Here is a 15,305-nt window from a genome sequence, read left to right on the forward strand (position 1 = left end):
ATGGCTCCCTACAATCAGTCAACACAATCATCGTCCAGTTCTGGGGAATTATGGAAACAGCCATTTCATGCACGCAAGCCTCGCCCGGCGCCATCGCGCAGGAACGTCCGCCACTTGAAGATTTCGCATGGCCGGAAGAGGGGGTGACGCGGGTTCCGTTTCGCGTTTTTTCCGACCCTGCCATTTATGCGCTCGAGCAGGAAAAGATTTTCCGGGGGCCTGTCTGGCACTACTTGTGCCTGGAGGCGGAGGTCGCCCATAAAGGGGATATCCGCACTACCTGGCTGGGAGAGACTCCCATTATCGTCACCCGTGACGACAATGGGGAAATCCACGCAATGATCAACCGCTGCGCCCATAAAGGGGCCTTGGTCTGCCTGAAAGACCACGATAATCAAAGATCCTTGACCTGCGTGTATCACGCCTGGAATTATGGCCTGGATGGGAAGCTCAAAGGACTGGCCTTCCGTAAGGGGGTGCACGGCAAGGGCGGTATGCCGGAAGATTTCGATGTGCAAAAGCACCGCCTGGAGCCGTTGCGGGTGGAGGTGTTTTGCGGAATCGTATTTGGCACGTATTCCCCCGATACGGCGCCCCTGCAGGAGTTCCTGGGCGAACCCATCAGCCGCTTTATTAAACGCCACATGGATCAGCCCCTGAAGATATTGGGCGTGCACAGCCAGACCCTGCACAACAACTGGAAGCTCTATGCGGAGAATGTCAGGGATTCCTACCATGCGACATTGCTTCATACCTTCTATACGACCTTCAAGGTCAATCGCCTGGACATGGACGGTGGCATTGTTTTGTCGGAAAAAAAATGGCACCACATCAGTTATACGAAAAGAGCCACTCTGCAGGCCGACCAGGAATACCAGAAAGCCGGGGTCCATTCCGCCAAATATGAATCGAACCTGGAAGGCCCGGAATTGCTTGGCGCCTGGGATGCCTTCGAGGACAGGATCACCCATAGCATTCAAACGATCTTCCCGTCTCTCGTAATTCAACTTACGCTCAATTCCCTGGCGGTGCGGTTCTTCGTGCCGCGAGGGGTCGACAAAACGGAATTGTTCTGGGTGTTCCTGGGGTATGAAAACGATACGCCCGAGCAGGAAAAGATGCGGGTCATGCAGTCCAATCTGACCGGCGCGGCCGGACTTGTCGCCCTGGAGGACGGATGCATCAATTCCTTCGTGCAGCGGGCCACGGCCAGCAGTCCGGATCGCCAGGCATTCATAGAGATGGGGGGCCGGCAAACAGAGTCCAACGAATCCTCTCGCGCCACCGAGGCGGCCGTGCGTGGATTCTGGCACGGCTATCGCCAGATCATGGGGTTCGATAAATGAGAACAGGCCACAGCACCGTTATCAACGATGGCTCATTGCCGGCATCGCAGAAAATACCCGCCGCAACGATCCAGTCTTTCCTGCAGGACTACTGCCATACCCTGGACGATGGCGAGATCGACAATTGGGTGGGCTTTTTCAAAGAAGATGCGACATACCAGATTACAACGCGTGAAAACAGGGTAAAGGGGTATCCGATAGGCATTGTGCTCTGCGAAGGGCGCGGAATGATGAATGACCGGATCAAGGCCCTGAAAAACGCGAACATTTTCGAGAGCCACACCTACTGCCATATTCTTGGGTACCCATCCATACAATCCGGCGACAAGGGATTGCTTGCGGTGCGAACCAATTTCGTCGTGTATAGAACCATGTACACGGGCGAGGCGGAGCTCTTTGCCTCGGGGAAGTACCTGGACCTGATTGCGCTGGACAACGATGGCCCGCGTTTCGCCGAGCGTCTTGTGGTGCTTGATTCGCGCCGTATCGATACGCTGCTGGTCTACCCCTTGTAGAGAGCCGTGTCGCAGCCGGGCCCATGGGCCATGAATAAATTTCTTTTGCATGTCGATTTCAAGTGAGCCTATCCATGATTTACGAATTAAAGAAGTACATCGCCCATCCGGGCAAAGCAGCGGTGCTGCAGACCCGCTTCGCGGATAAAACGCTGCCTATTTTCCAGCGCCTGGGTATTGAGCTTCTTCATTGCTGGAACCCCGCCGAAGACAAGGACGCCCTGTATTATCTTGTCGGCTTTCCGGATAATGCGGCGCGGGAAAATGCATGGGCCGCGTTCGGCGCGGACGCCGAATGGCTTGCCATCAAGGCCGAGAGCGAGCGCGAGGGGCCTCTGCTGAAGGCCCAGTCCGCCGTCACGTTGATCCCCACGCGGTTTTCCCCCAATGAAGGCCGCTGACATCAGGCGGCATCGTGTGAAAAATGATGCCGCGGAGCTTTACGTCGTCGACGAGGGAGAAATGGACGCGCCCTGCGTGGTGCTGGGCCATTCCATTATGACCGACATGGGTATGTGGGCTCCGCAGCGCACCACCTTATTGGATCTTGGCTTGCGTGTCATCTGTTATGACAGCCTTGGCCACGGCCTCAGTCCGGCCCTTCCGCCTCCGTACACCATTGCCCAGTTGTCCGGCAGCGTTATTTCAATTCTGGATGCGCTCAATATAGAACGGGCTCACTATATTGGGCTCTCGCTGGGAGGTATCGTGGCTTGGGATTTGGCGGCGAATCATGGCAAACGGCTGGCCAGCATGGTTGTCGCCGATGCTCCCGCCCATGCATCGCCCGACTTTGCGGCGGTATGGGATGCGCGTATTCAAACAGCAAGGGAGGACGGCATGGGGGCGCTTGTGGCACCCACAATGTCACGCTGGTTTGGGCCGGAGTTTCTGGCCGAACCCATTGCGGATTCAGTGCGTGAAATGATCCGCAACACGTCGGTCGACGGATTTGTCGGCGCGGCGCGGGCCTTGCAGGCTTTTGACTATCGGTCTCATCTTGCGGAAATCAAAATGCCGACAACAATGATAGTCGGTGAGAACGATGGAGTATTGGCACCGGTGATGAAAGAGATCGCCGACGAAATCGCGGGCAGCGATTATGTGCTTGTTCCCTCGGCCAGGCATTTGCCCAATATGGAATTCCCTGAGCTTTTCAATAAAGCGCTAAGGCGCCATTTTCAAAACACGATTCAGCCAGGCCTATGACAGTAATGAAACAGCAATCGCCAGCCGCCGCGGCTGGCATCCGCCTTGAAACGCTGATGCATAACTACGTGCGGGGCAAAGACGGCAATCGTCCCCTATATATGGATCGGGTCTTTGCGCCCAGCTCGACAGTCAGCATCAGGCTCAACACCGACGCCATCGCTTTTCCGGCCGAGTTGCGGGGGCTGGAGATGATCAAGAAGGTACTGGTGCGGGAATTCAGCCAGAAATACGAGAATATTTTCACTTTTTATCTGGATCGGCCATCGGGATTGCTCCAGCGGTTTTCCTGCGGCTGGCTTGTCGCCATGACAGAGATAGCGACGGGCCAGATACGGATAGGTTGCGGGCGGTTTGATTGGGTCTTTCATGCGGACGCGCTTCATGCAAGCGAACTTCAGATCACCATCGACTTGATGCTTACCGTCGCCGCTGAAAAACACGACATTCTGTTTACGTGGCTGCTTGATCAAGCCTATCCCTGGGCCGATGTGAAACACATTCTGGATAGCTGGCCGCCGTTGCCGGAGCTGGCGGTCTTGCGCAAGGGTTTGCTCACCTGTGCCAAGGGTGGCTCGCAGGGCTAATAGAATGTGGCGCTGATGGCAGTGCGATAGAATAGGGGCTACATCTCGTTGGTGCCGCAGGCATTGCAAAATGCTTGCCCGCCTCGGAGGATGCGTCGCCAGTTCCGTCATAAACAAATAGTTGCCATAGCGAAGGGTCGTGGGTATGCAAAACGCCGATAACAGAATCATAGTTCTGGATACCGAAACCACTGGCCTGGAGCCTTCGCAGGGGCACCGCGTCATTGAAGTCGCCTGTGTGGAAATGGTCAACCGCAGCCTGACCGGCAATCACTTGCACCTGTACATCAATCCGGATCGCGACAGCGACCCCGAGGCCTTGCGCATTCACGGACTGACGACCGAATTCCTGTCGGGGCACCCGCGCTTCGAAGAGGTGGCCCGGCAAATCATGGATTATGTTGCGGGTGCCGAGGTCGTCATTCATAACGCCGCTTTCGACAAGAAATTCCTCAATGCCGAGCTGGCCCGCGCGGGGCATCCCGCTTTCGAAACCCTGTGCGACAAAATCACCGATTCGCTCTTGTATGCGCGCGAGCTTCACCCCGGCAAGCGCAATTCGCTGGATGCCCTGTGTGACCGCTACGGCATCTCCAATGCTCACCGAACCCTGCATGGCGCCTTGCTCGATTCCGAATTGTTGGCGGAAGTCTGGCTGGCCATGACGCGTGGCCAGGATGCCCTGCTGATGAATTTCGAAGAGGAAGATTCCCGCAATGAGGCGGGCGTGCGAATCGAAAAATTCGATACTTCCGGGTTGAAGGTCCTGGCCGCCTCCGCCGCTGAAATGACCGAACACAGTGCCTACCTGGATGCCCTGGACAAGGCCTCCGGCGGGTCCTGTGTGTGGCGCCGGGAATAGCGGCCAAGCAATTTTTGGAGCAAAGAGGCCAAGGCCGGCTTCAGTATCGTGTACAATAGCGGCCTTCCAGCGATCGTTCACAACGATCCTTGGGCGGTTAGCTCAGTGGTAGAGCACTGCCTTCACACGGCAGGGGTCACTGGTTCGAACCCAGTACCGCCCACCAGAATTTCCCTTTTAAAATCAATGAATTTGTGTGTCACTAAGCATAAAGTGGCCGCGTGGCCGGCTTATGCTTTTCACGTTTGGCCACCTTATGCTTTGTTGGGATTGGCGTGATAGCCTGGAAGGTTTTGCTCTTTGCCTCCGATCAAGGAACCCGAATCGCTTTGCGCATGAAGACCCGGGCAAAACCGTTTTCAGTGGCCCTGTGGGTTTCCTGGTAACCAAGCTTTTTATAGATTTCGATGTTCTCAACCATCAGTTCATGGGTGTAAAGCCGAATGGCATTGCATCCTGTGCGATGCGCATACTCCTCGCAGAACTTCATCAGCATTTTCCCTATGCCTTTACCTTTGCAGCGAGGCAATACGGCGACATTGAGAAGAAGCAATTCGGCATTTTCCTGGCTCATCACCAGCACCCCCACGATATCCGTATCGTCCGTGAGCACGAAAACGTTGGAGTCAGCCACAAGCTGACCATAGTCGTCAAGCATCGGGGCCGGTTTTTTGCCGATCCTGGAGATGTACGGTGTATACGCCTGGGCAATCAGCGCAGCGATGCATTCGGCATCGCTCCGGCGAGCCCGGCGAATGGTTTTCAGGGCCTGCAATGCATGTCTCCCGAATAAGCAATCATCGTATCAGGCATGCATGCGACGGGTCTGTAAAGTTGCCGGTGATCGCTTCGGGCTGCGCGCATTTTCGATGAAGCTAAGGGCGGTGGCCGATCGGTAATCAGTTGTTGGGCAAGCCGCCCAGCTTGCGGCTGATCCACAGTGCGGCCAAGGTGCAGGCCGCTCCCGAAAGAAGGTACAGGCCTACATACCCCACCCCCAGGTAGGCGACCAGCGCAAGGGCGACCAATGGGGCGAAGCCCGCCCCCAGCAGCGAGCTGAGGTCTGCGGAGAAGTGTGCGCCCGTATAGCGGAATTCGGGACGGAAGCTGGCTGTTACCGCGCCGGAAGATTGGGCATGAGAGAAGCCAAGCAGGGCGAATCCAATAATGATGAAAAGATAGCTTTCGATGTCGTTCCCGGACAGCAGGACTGCCGTCCATCCACTGTAGACGGCAATAAGAATGGCAAACAAGCCCAGCGTAAGGCGCCGCCCCAGGCGGTCGGCGATCCGGCCGGACAGCAACATGCAGGGGATGGCCACGAGAGCGCCGATGATCTGGACCACGAGGAAATGGGTTGGGGATTGCCGGGTGTACAACAGGGCCCACGAAAGCGTGAATAGGGTTACCAGGTTGAGAAGGGCGTAGCTGGCCAGCGGCGCAAACGCGCCCAACGCCACGTATCGTCCCTGCGAGCGAAGCAAGCCTCCCACCAATGCGGGCGCAAGGTCGCGTTGCTTGAACTCCATGGTGTATTCGGGGCTGACCACCAGGCGCAGGCGGGCGAACAAGGCCACCACGTTGACGGCGAAAGCCGTAAAGAACGGATATCGCCATCCCCAGGCATAGAACTCCTCGTGCGAGAGGCTCGACCACAGGTAGGCAAAAAGGCCGGCCGCAACAATGAAACCGATGGGTGCGCCCAGTTGGGGGATCGATGCATACCAGCCACGTCTGCCCCGGGGAGCCTTGATGGCCAGCAGGGACGCCAGCCCGTCCCAGCTACCGCCCATGGCAAAGCCCTGGCCCACGCGCAGGATGCACAGCGCCGCAATGGAGGCATAGCCGAGAGACTCGTAGCCCGGCAGGAACGCAACGCCAACCGTGGCCGAACCCAACAGGAACAAGGCGATGGTCAATGTCGTGGTGCGGCCGAAGCGTCGTTGTACAGGCAGGAAAAACAGCGAGCCCAGCGGCTGTGCGATAAAGCCCAAGGCGAATATCGCAAAGGAGTAGAACATGCCATCTGCCGGGCTGGCGAAGGGAAAAAAGACCCTCGGGAATACCAGGGCGCAGGCGATGCCGAACACGAATACATCGAAGGAGCTGGCCGTACGCCCGACCACCACGCCGACGGAGATGTCGCTGGGCGTGATTTGCCGCGCGTGAGAATGCATGGGCTGCGCAAAGCCGGATGCTTTGGCGGGCTGAGCGGGATTGGTAGACATGTCGCTTCCGATGAACAAACTGCCGAGTAAACTCGCCAAATCGAAATAGTAGTCGCGAGGTTGCTTCGAGGGGTATTATAAAATAATAAGGGATTTCTCTTTTCGTCGCAGGTTTTCTTCTCATGCTGGTGAAACATTTCTGTCGCTTGCTGCTGCTTCCCGTCGTACTGATGCTGGGGGGGTGCAAGCTAGTGCTGCTCAATCCCGACGGCTACGTGGCACGGCAGCAAAGCGACATCATGATCAGCACCACGATCATCATTGCGTTGATCGTCGTCCCCGTGCTCATTGCCATTGCCGTCATCGCCTGGCGCTACCGCGCCTCGAACACACAGGCGAAGTACGACGACAAGTGGGACCATTCCCACCAGCTCGAGCTGCTGGTGTGGGGGGTGCCCCTGCTGATCATCATCGCGGTGGGCGCGGTCAGCTGGACCGGAACCCATCAGCTCGATCCATATCGTCCGCTGGACAAAATAGCCGAACACAAACCCGTGCCCGCCAACACCAAGCCACTAGAGGTGGAAGTAGTGTCGCTGCGCTGGAAGTGGCTGTTTTTCTACCCCGGCTACGGTATTGCCACGGTAAACGAGCTGGTGGCGCCGGTCGACGTGCCGATCCACTTCAAGCTAACCTCCGACACCATGATGGATTCCTTCTTTATCCCTGCCCTGGTGGGTCAGGTCTATACCATGCCCGGCATGCAGACGGTGCTTCATGGCGTGATCAACAAGCCGGGTGAATACAAGGGTTTTTCCGCCAACTATAGCGGTGCCGGCTTTACCGACATGCGCTTCCTCTTCCACGGCATGAGCCAGAAGGACTTCAACAGCTGGGTAGAAAAGGTTGGCGCCAGCGGCCAGGCTCTGGATCGCACCGCCTACGACAAGCTCAGGCAGCCGAGCCGTGCCGAGCCGATACACTATTACGCCCATTTCAGCCCCGATTTATATGAACGCATCCTCAACCGTTGCGTCGATCCCGGTCAGATGTGCATGAGCCACATAATGACAGACGCCATGCACAGTCGCGGCATGGAATCGGCCCCCGCGCATGGCGCGGCGATGCACTGATCGGCCTTCTTGGATGCACACTATGCCTGACCGCTCCGAATTCCTGAATTTCCTTCTCGGGCGCCTGACGCTCGATTCCCTTCCTCTGGACAACACGATCGTCGTGGGCACCTTCATTGTGGTGGCTGCGATCGGCGCATGCCTTCTGGGCTTTATCACGTGGAAGCGCTATTGGGGCTATTTGTGGCACGAGTGGTTCACCAGCGTCGACCACAAGAAACTGGGCATCATGTACATCATCCTGGCCACGGTAATGCTGCTGCGCGGCTTTTCCGACGCCATCATGATGCGCTCGCAGCAAGCCATTGCCTTCGGCAGCGACCTGGGGTATTTGCCTCCGCATCACTACGACCAGATCTTCTCGGCCCACGGCTCGATCATGATCTTTTTCGTGGCCATGCCCTACATCGCGGGCCTGATGAACTACGTGATGCCGCTGCAGATCGGGTCGCGCGACGTTGCCTTCCCTTTTCTCAACAACCTGAGCTTCTGGCTGACCTGTTCCGGTGTCGTGCTGTTCATGGCATCGCTGTTCATCGGCGATTTCTCGACCGCCGGCTGGCTGGGTTATCCGCCCGTATCCGAGCTCCAGCAAAGCCCGGGGACAGGGGTGGACTACTACATCTGGGGCTTGCAGCTATCGGGCGTAGGAACGCTTCTGACCGGCATCAATTTCGTCGTCACCATCATCAAGATGCGGGCGCCGGGCATGAGCATGATGAAGATGCCTATGTTCAGCTGGACCACGCTGTGCACCAGCGGCCTGATCGTAGTGACATTCCCGATCCTCACCGCCACGCTGTTCCTGCTGTCGCTGGACCGCTACCTCGGCATGCATTTCTTCACCAATGGCTTTGGCGGCAATGTGATGCTGTACATCAACCTGATCTGGGTATGGGGCCACCCGGAGGTGTACATCCTGATCCTGCCTATTTTCGGCGTGTACTCGGAGATCGTGGCGACATTCTCGCGCAAGCCGCTATTCGGTTATTCCTCGATGGTCTATGCCACCGCGGCGATCATGATCCTGTCCTACCTCGTGTGGCTGCACCACTTCTTCACGATGGGCTCGGGCGCCGACGTCAACTCGTTCTTTTCATTGACGACCATGATCATCTCCATCCCCACCGGGGCGAAGATTTTCAACTGGCTGTTCACCATGTATCGCGGCCGCGTGCACTACACGGTGCCGATGTTATGGACGATGGGCTTCTTGTTCACCTTCACCATTGGCGGCATGACCGGGGTGATGCTGTCGGTGGCGCCGGCCGACTTCCTGCTGCACAACAGCCTGTTCCTGATCGCGCATTTCCATAACGTCATCATCGGCGGCGTGGTGTTCGGCGTGTTCGCAGCCATCAACTACTGGTTTCCCAAGGCCTTTGGCTTCCAGCTGGACGAGTTCTGGGGCAAGCTCTCGTTCTGGTTCTGGCAAGTTGGCTTCTGGGTGGCCTTCGGCCCGCTCTATGTGCTGGGCCTGATGGGGGTGACCCGCCGCCTGAGCCACTTCGACGACCCGAGCCTGCAGGTCTGGTTCATCGTTGCCGCCTTCGGCGCGTTCCTGATCCTGCTTGGCATTCTCGCGTTCGTCATGCAGATCTACATCAGTGTCCGCCGCCGCGACGCGTATGCCGTGGGCCACGATCCCTGGGAGGCCCGTACACTGGAATGGTCCACGTCTTCGCCGCCGCCCGCCTACAACTTCGCCTTTATTCCGCAGGTGCACGAGCGTGATGCCTGGTCCGACATGAAGGAGCAGGGAGTCCGCCGCCCGCTGGAGGGGTTCAACGACATTCACATGCCCAAAAACACCGGCACCGGCGTCATCCTTGGCGTGCTGGCGACCCTGTTCGGATTCGCCATGGTCTGGTATATCTGGTGGCTGGCGATTGTTTCGTTCCTGGGAATCATCGTCGTGTCCATCGGCCACACCTTCAATTACCACCGCGACTATCACATTGCCGCCGATGATGTAAACCAGTTTGAACATTCCGGCAACTGGACGCCCGATCCGGAAGGGGTTGCCGCATGAGTACCAATGCCATCGCCGCCGGTCGTCACGCGGCGCCAACATTCTATTGCCGCCAAGAGCCGCCGTTGCATAACGGAACCCTGCTCGGGTTCTGGATCTACCTGATGAGCGACTGCTTCATCTTCGCGTCCCTGTTCGTTGCCAATGCGGTACTGGGCAGCCACTATGCCGGCGGCCCGACGGGCAGCCAGGTATTCGATCTGACCGGACTGGCCTGGAACACCGCTTTGCTGCTCGTTTCCTCGGTGACGTTCGGTTTTGCGATGCTGCAGATGGGGCGGGGCAACAAAAGCGCCATGCTCGGCTGGCTGGCCGTCGCCGGCATATTGGCGGCCGCCTTCGTGGGCCTGGAAATCCACGAATTCATCGACATGATCGGCCAGGGCGCGGGGCCGGGCCGCAGCGCGTTCCTGTCTTCGTTCTTCGCCCTGGTCGGCACGCACGGGCTGCATGTGACCTTCGGCACGCTGTGGCTGATCGTGCTGATGGTGCAGTTGAATCGCTACGGCATCACGCAGGAAAATATCCGGCGCCTGCGCTGCCTGAGCATGTTCTGGCATTTCCTGGATCTGGTATGGGTTGGTGTTTTCAGCTATGTCTATCTGATAGGAGTATTGCGATGAATCACCCCTCTCCATCCGGTGCCGCGGCATCATCCGGCCACGACGAGGGCGTCATGCAAGCGCACGAGGGGTCCCTGCGCAGCTACCTGACTGGTTTCGCGCTGGCGGCCATCCTGACCATCATCCCGTTCTGGCTGGTCATGGGGCATGTCATCGAAAATCGTTTCGCCACCATCGTCATCGTGCTGGTCCTGGCCGTCGTGCAAATCTTCGTGCACATTATCTACTTCCTGCACCTGGATACGCGCTCGGAAGGCGGCTGGAACATGCTGGCTTTCATCTTCTCCGCCGTATTGGTCGTCATCGTGCTGGGAGCCTCCGTTTGGGTCCTGTACAACGAAAACATGAACATGATGCCTGGAATGATGCCGGGGACATCGCAACATCAGCACTCCATGCAGGAATCGTGACAGCCGCTTCCGGCAAGGCCGCGAGGGCTCGCCGAAGTAGCGGTTTCATTTTCTGGATGGTGCTGGCGACCTGCGCGTTTGCCGGATTCGTCCTGTTGGGAAACTGGCAATTGCACCGCCTGGGCTGGAAGCTAAGGCTGATTCGCGATGTGAGCACGCGCATCCACGCGCCGCCGGTAGCCGCTCCCGGGCCGGCGGCATGGCAGCGCATCGAAAGCGGCCACCTGCAATACCTGCATGTGCGGCTCACAGGCCATTTCCTCGCCGGCAAGCAGACGCTGGTGCATGGCACCAGTCCAAAGGGCTATGGCTACTGGGTGATGGTGCCGTTCGAGACCGATCGTGGCTTCATCGTGCTCATCAACAGGGGCTATATTCCGCCTGGCCTTGTCGAAACTCCCGGCTATGCAAAAGCGAATGCCCCCGACGGTGAAGTCGTCGTGACCGGGTTATTGCGTTTCACCGAGCCACACGGCGGCTTTATGCGTCGCAACCGTCCTGACTCTAATCAGTGGTATTCGCGTGACGTGGCCGCTATTTCGAAGGCGGGCAATCTGCCGACTGAACAGGTCGCACCGTATTTTGTCGATGCCGATGCAAACCCGGAGGGCTGGCCTGTCGGCGGTCTTACGAAAACCCACTTTCGCAATACTCATTTGGGATACGCCGTCACATGGTACCTGATGGCGCTGGCCTCGCTGCTGGGGGCCGGCATCATGATTCGCCACGAATGGCGGATACGGCATCCATTGCGCTGATTTTTGTACCTATGGCGATTTCGTAAATTGTCATCCGAGCCGGTTTTTGCTGGGTCATTACATGTGCGACGGATAATCGACGTTCTTAATGCTTTTTGAACGAAATCCAGGCTCCCCAAAACAGACTGGAAAAGAATCGTTGCGGCTTTTCGAATCCGGCATTAGCCAGCAGCTTTATTACCGCTTCTTCTGAATGGGGTGGGTCCGCTCCCTGCAGAATCTTGCCCAGCTTCGCTTTGACCTCGTCCGGGGTTGCGCCCTGCATGCGCCAGCGCTCGCCCCAGGCTGCTAGCAAAAGCGGTTGGCTGGCATAGGCATAATGATTGCCAGCCAAAATCAGCGGCGCGCCTGGTTTAAGACGAGAACCAATGGCTTGAAGGATGTCTTGCTTTGCTTTGTCACCGGGTAAATGGTGCAGCACACCGATCAATGTAGCGGCATCAAATATCGGTTCTTGCGGCAAATCGTCAACCTGACCCAGTTTCACACTAGTGCGTTCCGCCATCCCGGCTTCAGCGATGCGGGCCGTTGCAATATCGAGCATGGGCTGGGAAGGGTCAACAGCGGTAAAACGCCAGCCTGGCTCGAGGTGCCCGGCCTTGGTGATTTCCTGTGCCGGGCCACCTGCGCCTACTACAAGCACATGCGAGGTGCTTCCTGTACCCAGCGATGCGGCTAGCATGCACGCAGCCAGTTCGTGACAGGCGTCGTAGCCGGTGAGCGCAATGCGGCTCTGCTGCTCATATTCACCAGCGCGAGACGGGTCAAATTTAGTGGTGCTATCTGCTAACGATGTAGACATATATTGCATTCCTTTATCAATACAGCGCCGTACAAAAAACCTCTTCATGAGCCATAGGCTAGCGGTGTCTCTGTGCTATTACAATATGATTATTTATCCTGGTATAAAAATAGCCAGCATCAATCTGTGAAGCTGTATCGCCGCGTTGCTGCCCTGGTAGACCTCATGATTTTCGTTAGTGTTGTTAGTGAGAGGCTACCTTGCCCCGACGAAATGGCGCCTATTGCTTCGGTTGGCTGCATGATGCCGGTAAAGAGTGCCGCTGTAGCGTACGTTTCCGCGACTTTGGTTCGACTCCCACTCGCGGGTCGCGGGCCAGCACCAGAGTCGTAAGCTCTTGCGCGATATCTTCAAACGCCTGGTCGTCTTGCGATACATAGAGCCATTTTCCCAGGACGGCATGCGGGCGCAAGGCGGGCATTTCTTCGGTAAGTGCGGCGTGGTGTTCTTGCGAGGTACAAACCAGCAAGCCATTCCAGGGCTCGTCGCGATCAGCGACAACCAGGCACAGCATGCCGTCGATATAAGCAGCCTCGCAGCCGAACATCTTTGCCTGGATGTAGTTTGATTCGCGCTCGAATTTGTCGAAGATCCAGATGAGCGAGTTGCTGCGACGGGCGCCCTTGGCAACCTGGAAGATGGATTCTGTCTTGGGCATGGATTTAGCCTTGGGGGATTAAGTGTTTTTTTGTGGCCTGTGCCGTTAAATCTGTATGCGCTTTAGATGATTAGGTTTGTAATATAGCGTTTTACTTCCATTTCCCTGGGAAAAAATGCCTGTCGCTTTGTCTTCCACCGCGCGTGCGCCCTTGAGTCCCCTGGTCCTGCTCTGCCTGGCGGCGACATGGGTGGTCTGGGGTTCGACCTATCTGGCCATTAAATTGGCCTTGCCCGAGTTTCCCCCTTTTTACATGATGGGCAGCCGATTCATCGTGGCTGGCCTGTTGCTGTTTACCTGGATATTGATACGCCGCCAGCCCATGCCGACCCCGCGTCAATGGCTAAATGCTCTGGTTGTCGGCACGCTTATGCTGGCTGCGGGCATGGGCGGGGTGGCCCATGCCGAGCAGACCATCGGTTCGGGTTTGGTGGTGGCGTTCATTGCCGTGGTGCCTTTGATGATGGCCACCCTGAATTTGTTGTGGGGAGTGCGTCCAGGCCGGCTTGAATGGGCCGGTATCGCATTCGGCCTGATCGGGGTTGCGATGTTGACTCAGGGGGCCGACTTCAGGGCGTCGCCCGAAGGGCTTGCCGCTATCATTATTGCAACGCTGAGCTGGTCGCTGGGCAGCGTGCTGAGTCAACGCAGCCTACGGCTGGCTCCGGCCGCGTCGGGGTTTGCCAGCGAAATGCTTTGCGGCGGCGTCGTTTTACTGCTGCTGTCATGGTCGCAGGGCGAGGCTATCGCCTTGCCAACGATGTCGCTGGCTACCGCCGCCTGGGTTTACCTGGTGACATTCGGTTCGCTTATTGCGTTCAATGCTTATATGGTGCTGCTGTCAAGTACTTCCACGGCACTGGCGTCCAGCTATACGTTTGTCAACCCGGTTATCGCCATGCTGCTGGGCGTGTACGTGGCCCATGAATATATCAGCCGCTACGAGTGGCTGGCCGCCGCCATGGTACTGCTGGGTGTCGTTCTGATGTTGGCTCAGAAGCGCCGCTAGCTGTCGCAGCGCCGCCTTCGGGCGCATGCCATTGCCGGAGTTTGTCCCGTTCCCGGATACCTTCGGCCAAGCGTAAGATCACTTAACCATTAATAGCGAGAACAGTATGACGACACTAACCAATGAGGCTATCTACGTGGCATCGCGGCCGGCAGGCATCCCAACTGCTGAGAATTTCCGAAAGGATGTACAGCCTGTACCCACGGTAAAGCAAGGCCAGATGCTCGTGCGCAACGAGTGGTTGTCGGTTGAACCCGCCATGCGCGGATGGCTGGCCGATGCCAACAATTATTCCAGCGTTGCGGTTGGCGACGTGATGCGGTCTTTGTGCGTCGGTGTCGTAGTCGAATCGAATGTGGACGGATTTAGCGCCGGTGAGCGTCTGATGGGCTGGTTCGGATGGCAACACTATGCGGTGGTGAAGCCGGCCGCTGTCGTACAGAAAGTCACGGCCAGCGATATTCCGCCCTCCTTATATTTGGGCGTGCTGGGCTTGAACGGCATTACCGCCGCCACGGCACTGGACAAGATAGGCGGCCCCAAGCCTGGCGAGACCGTTGTCGTATCCACCGCAGCCGGGGGCGTGGGTTCCTGTGTAGGCCAACTTGCGAAGTCCCTGGGTTGCCGTACCGTTGGGCTGACCAGCACGCCCGAGAAGGTCAAGGCCTGCCATGAGCAGTTTGCCTACGACCACGTCATCAATTACAAGACTGAGGATATAGGCGCTGCCTTGCAAAACGCCTGCCCCGATGGCGTCGATGTGTACTTTGACAATACCGCCGGACAGATTTCAGATTCGGTCATGCGGCATCTGGCTATCGGGGCACGGGTCATCGTATGCGGCACTGCTTCAATCGCCAAGTGGGATCCACCCCCCATGGGGCCGCGCGTAGAACGTATTCTCTTGACGCGCCGCGCCCGTATGCAAGGCTTCATTCTTTTCGACCATATGGATACCTATGGCTCTTATGTCAGCCAGCTGGAGTCCCTGATCAGGGCGAAAAAGTTGACGTACCGCGAACACATCACCGATGGCCTGGACACCGCAATGGGCGCAATCGAAGAATTGTACCGGGGCGAGAATCTTGGCAAGCGGCTGATTCGCTTATAGATTTAGCCTTGATTTCACCGACTAAGGGTTATCGATAGGTGCATTTTGTCCGGTAGGCGGATTTAATTATCAAATTAACACG

17 protein-coding genes and 1 tRNA gene are annotated in these 15,305 nt (G+C 57.3%); 14 read left to right on the forward strand and 4 right to left on the reverse strand.

Annotation, left to right across the window (positions count from 1 at the left end; genetic code table 11):
• The first annotated feature begins 50 nt into the window (after window positions 1–50).
• The 7 genes from ACYVIS_RS06475 (at window position 51) to ACYVIS_RS06505 (ending at window position 4,685) form a co-directional block, all read left to right on the forward strand.
• Window positions 51–1,346 carry an aromatic ring-hydroxylating oxygenase subunit alpha gene (locus tag ACYVIS_RS06475; protein WP_460873532.1) on the forward strand — a complete coding sequence of 432 codons (1,296 nt, stop codon included), beginning with the start codon at window positions 51–53 and terminating at the stop codon, window positions 1,344–1,346.
• Window positions 1,343–1,861, forward strand: coding sequence for an aromatic-ring-hydroxylating dioxygenase subunit beta (locus ACYVIS_RS06480; RefSeq protein WP_232741071.1), 519 nt, complete (start codon window positions 1,343–1,345; stop codon window positions 1,859–1,861). The genes ACYVIS_RS06475 and ACYVIS_RS06480 overlap by 4 nt, the downstream gene beginning before the upstream one ends.
• A gap of 74 nt (window positions 1,862–1,935) precedes the next feature.
• Window positions 1,936–2,262 carry an NIPSNAP family protein gene (locus ACYVIS_RS06485; protein ID WP_232741070.1) on the forward strand — a complete coding sequence of 109 codons (327 nt, stop codon included), beginning with the start codon at window positions 1,936–1,938 and terminating at the stop codon, window positions 2,260–2,262.
• A gap of 16 nt (window positions 2,263–2,278) precedes the next feature.
• Entirely contained in the window at window positions 2,279–3,070 is a 792-nt protein-coding gene (locus tag ACYVIS_RS06490) for an alpha/beta fold hydrolase (protein ID WP_232741069.1), read from the forward strand.
• A gap of 5 nt (window positions 3,071–3,075) precedes the next feature.
• A complete protein-coding gene (locus tag ACYVIS_RS06495; RefSeq protein ID WP_460873533.1) occupies window positions 3,076–3,657 on the forward strand; it encodes a hypothetical protein in 582 nt (193 codons plus the stop codon).
• 145 nt (window positions 3,658–3,802) lie between these two features.
• Window positions 3,803–4,519, forward strand: a complete 717-nt coding sequence (dnaQ, locus tag ACYVIS_RS06500) for a DNA polymerase III subunit epsilon (RefSeq protein WP_460873534.1) — start codon at window positions 3,803–3,805, stop codon at window positions 4,517–4,519.
• 91 nt (window positions 4,520–4,610) lie between these two features.
• Window positions 4,611–4,685 (forward strand) — tRNA-Val (locus ACYVIS_RS06505).
• Window positions 4,686–4,829: 144 nt separating this feature from the next.
• Here the strand turns inward: ACYVIS_RS06505 and ACYVIS_RS06510 are convergent.
• Window positions 4,830–5,294 carry a GNAT family N-acetyltransferase gene (locus ACYVIS_RS06510; protein WP_460873535.1) on the reverse strand — a complete coding sequence of 155 codons (465 nt, stop codon included), beginning with the start codon at window positions 5,292–5,294 and terminating at the stop codon, window positions 4,830–4,832.
• A 124-nt stretch (window positions 5,295–5,418) separates the two neighbouring features.
• Complete coding sequence (locus tag ACYVIS_RS06515; RefSeq protein ID WP_232741066.1) at window positions 5,419–6,747, reverse strand: MFS transporter; 1,329 nt, start codon at window positions 6,745–6,747, stop codon at window positions 5,419–5,421.
• A 122-nt stretch (window positions 6,748–6,869) separates the two neighbouring features.
• Between ACYVIS_RS06515 and cyoA the strand changes: the two genes are divergently transcribed.
• From cyoA to ACYVIS_RS06540, 5 genes are read left to right on the forward strand one after another with little or no spacing between them, the layout of a single operon-like run.
• A complete protein-coding gene (gene cyoA, locus ACYVIS_RS06520; protein ID WP_460873536.1) occupies window positions 6,870–7,820 on the forward strand; it encodes a ubiquinol oxidase subunit II in 951 nt (316 codons plus the stop codon).
• Between the two features lie 22 nt (window positions 7,821–7,842).
• Entirely contained in the window at window positions 7,843–9,852 is a 2,010-nt protein-coding gene (cyoB, locus tag ACYVIS_RS06525) for a cytochrome o ubiquinol oxidase subunit I (RefSeq protein WP_460873537.1), read from the forward strand.
• The gene (gene cyoC, locus ACYVIS_RS06530; RefSeq protein ID WP_232741063.1) at window positions 9,849–10,475 is read left to right on the forward strand and encodes a cytochrome o ubiquinol oxidase subunit III; all 627 of its coding nucleotides are present in this window, start codon (window positions 9,849–9,851) and stop codon (window positions 10,473–10,475) included. Before cyoB ends, cyoC begins: the two co-directional genes overlap by 4 nt.
• Window positions 10,472–10,885: a cytochrome o ubiquinol oxidase subunit IV gene (gene cyoD / locus ACYVIS_RS06535; protein WP_460873538.1), complete on the forward strand. Its 414-nt coding sequence runs from the start codon at window positions 10,472–10,474 to the stop codon at window positions 10,883–10,885. The genes cyoC and cyoD overlap by 4 nt, the downstream gene beginning before the upstream one ends.
• A complete protein-coding gene (locus ACYVIS_RS06540; RefSeq protein WP_460873539.1) occupies window positions 10,882–11,643 on the forward strand; it encodes an SURF1 family protein in 762 nt (253 codons plus the stop codon). Before cyoD ends, ACYVIS_RS06540 begins: the two co-directional genes overlap by 4 nt.
• An 85-nt stretch (window positions 11,644–11,728) precedes the next feature.
• Here the strand turns inward: ACYVIS_RS06540 and ACYVIS_RS06545 are convergent, their stop codons facing one another.
• A complete protein-coding gene (locus tag ACYVIS_RS06545; RefSeq protein ID WP_460873540.1) occupies window positions 11,729–12,445 on the reverse strand; it encodes an SAM-dependent methyltransferase in 717 nt (238 codons plus the stop codon).
• A 220-nt stretch (window positions 12,446–12,665) separates the two neighbouring features.
• Complete coding sequence (locus ACYVIS_RS06550; protein WP_460873541.1) at window positions 12,666–13,103, reverse strand: hypothetical protein; 438 nt, start codon at window positions 13,101–13,103, stop codon at window positions 12,666–12,668.
• 115 nt (window positions 13,104–13,218) lie between these two features.
• Here ACYVIS_RS06550 and yedA point away from each other — a divergent pair, with 115 nt between their 5' ends.
• Both yedA and ACYVIS_RS06560 read left to right on the forward strand, forming a co-directional pair.
• Window positions 13,219–14,112 carry a drug/metabolite exporter YedA gene (gene yedA / locus ACYVIS_RS06555; protein ID WP_232741058.1) on the forward strand — a complete coding sequence of 298 codons (894 nt, stop codon included), beginning with the start codon at window positions 13,219–13,221 and terminating at the stop codon, window positions 14,110–14,112.
• A 106-nt stretch (window positions 14,113–14,218) separates the two neighbouring features.
• Window positions 14,219–15,223: an NADP-dependent oxidoreductase gene (locus tag ACYVIS_RS06560; protein ID WP_460873542.1), complete on the forward strand. Its 1,005-nt coding sequence runs from the start codon at window positions 14,219–14,221 to the stop codon at window positions 15,221–15,223.
• Window positions 15,224–15,305 lie beyond the last annotated feature (82 nt).

This window comes from Paralcaligenes ginsengisoli (assembly GCF_054781135.1).

Excerpts from the sequence above, each read along its gene's own strand:
- ACYVIS_RS06485 (WP_232741070.1), top strand. The coding sequence starts at position 1,936 with ATGATTTACGAATTAAAGAAGTACATCGCCCATCCGGGCAAAGCAGCG.
- ACYVIS_RS06550 (WP_460873541.1), bottom strand. The coding sequence starts at position 13,103 with ATGCCCAAGACAGAATCCATCTTCCAGGTTGCCAAGGGCGCCCGTCGC.
- cyoC (WP_232741063.1), top strand. The coding sequence starts at position 9,849 with ATGAGTACCAATGCCATCGCCGCCGGTCGTCACGCGGCGCCAACATTC.
- cyoB (WP_460873537.1), top strand. The coding sequence starts at position 7,843 with ATGCCTGACCGCTCCGAATTCCTGAATTTCCTTCTCGGGCGCCTGACG.
- yedA (WP_232741058.1), top strand. The coding sequence starts at position 13,219 with ATGCCTGTCGCTTTGTCTTCCACCGCGCGTGCGCCCTTGAGTCCCCTG.
- dnaQ (WP_460873534.1), top strand. The coding sequence starts at position 3,803 with ATGCAAAACGCCGATAACAGAATCATAGTTCTGGATACCGAAACCACT.
- cyoD (WP_460873538.1), top strand. The coding sequence starts at position 10,472 with ATGAATCACCCCTCTCCATCCGGTGCCGCGGCATCATCCGGCCACGAC.
- ACYVIS_RS06515 (WP_232741066.1), bottom strand. The coding sequence starts at position 6,747 with ATGTCTACCAATCCCGCTCAGCCCGCCAAAGCATCCGGCTTTGCGCAG.
- ACYVIS_RS06545 (WP_460873540.1), bottom strand. The coding sequence starts at position 12,445 with ATGTCTACATCGTTAGCAGATAGCACCACTAAATTTGACCCGTCTCGC.
- cyoA (WP_460873536.1), top strand. The coding sequence starts at position 6,870 with ATGCTGGTGAAACATTTCTGTCGCTTGCTGCTGCTTCCCGTCGTACTG.
- ACYVIS_RS06495 (WP_460873533.1), top strand. The coding sequence starts at position 3,076 with ATGAAACAGCAATCGCCAGCCGCCGCGGCTGGCATCCGCCTTGAAACG.
- ACYVIS_RS06475 (WP_460873532.1), top strand. The coding sequence starts at position 51 with ATGGAAACAGCCATTTCATGCACGCAAGCCTCGCCCGGCGCCATCGCG.
- ACYVIS_RS06560 (WP_460873542.1), top strand. The coding sequence starts at position 14,219 with ATGACGACACTAACCAATGAGGCTATCTACGTGGCATCGCGGCCGGCA.
- ACYVIS_RS06480 (WP_232741071.1), top strand. The coding sequence starts at position 1,343 with ATGAGAACAGGCCACAGCACCGTTATCAACGATGGCTCATTGCCGGCA.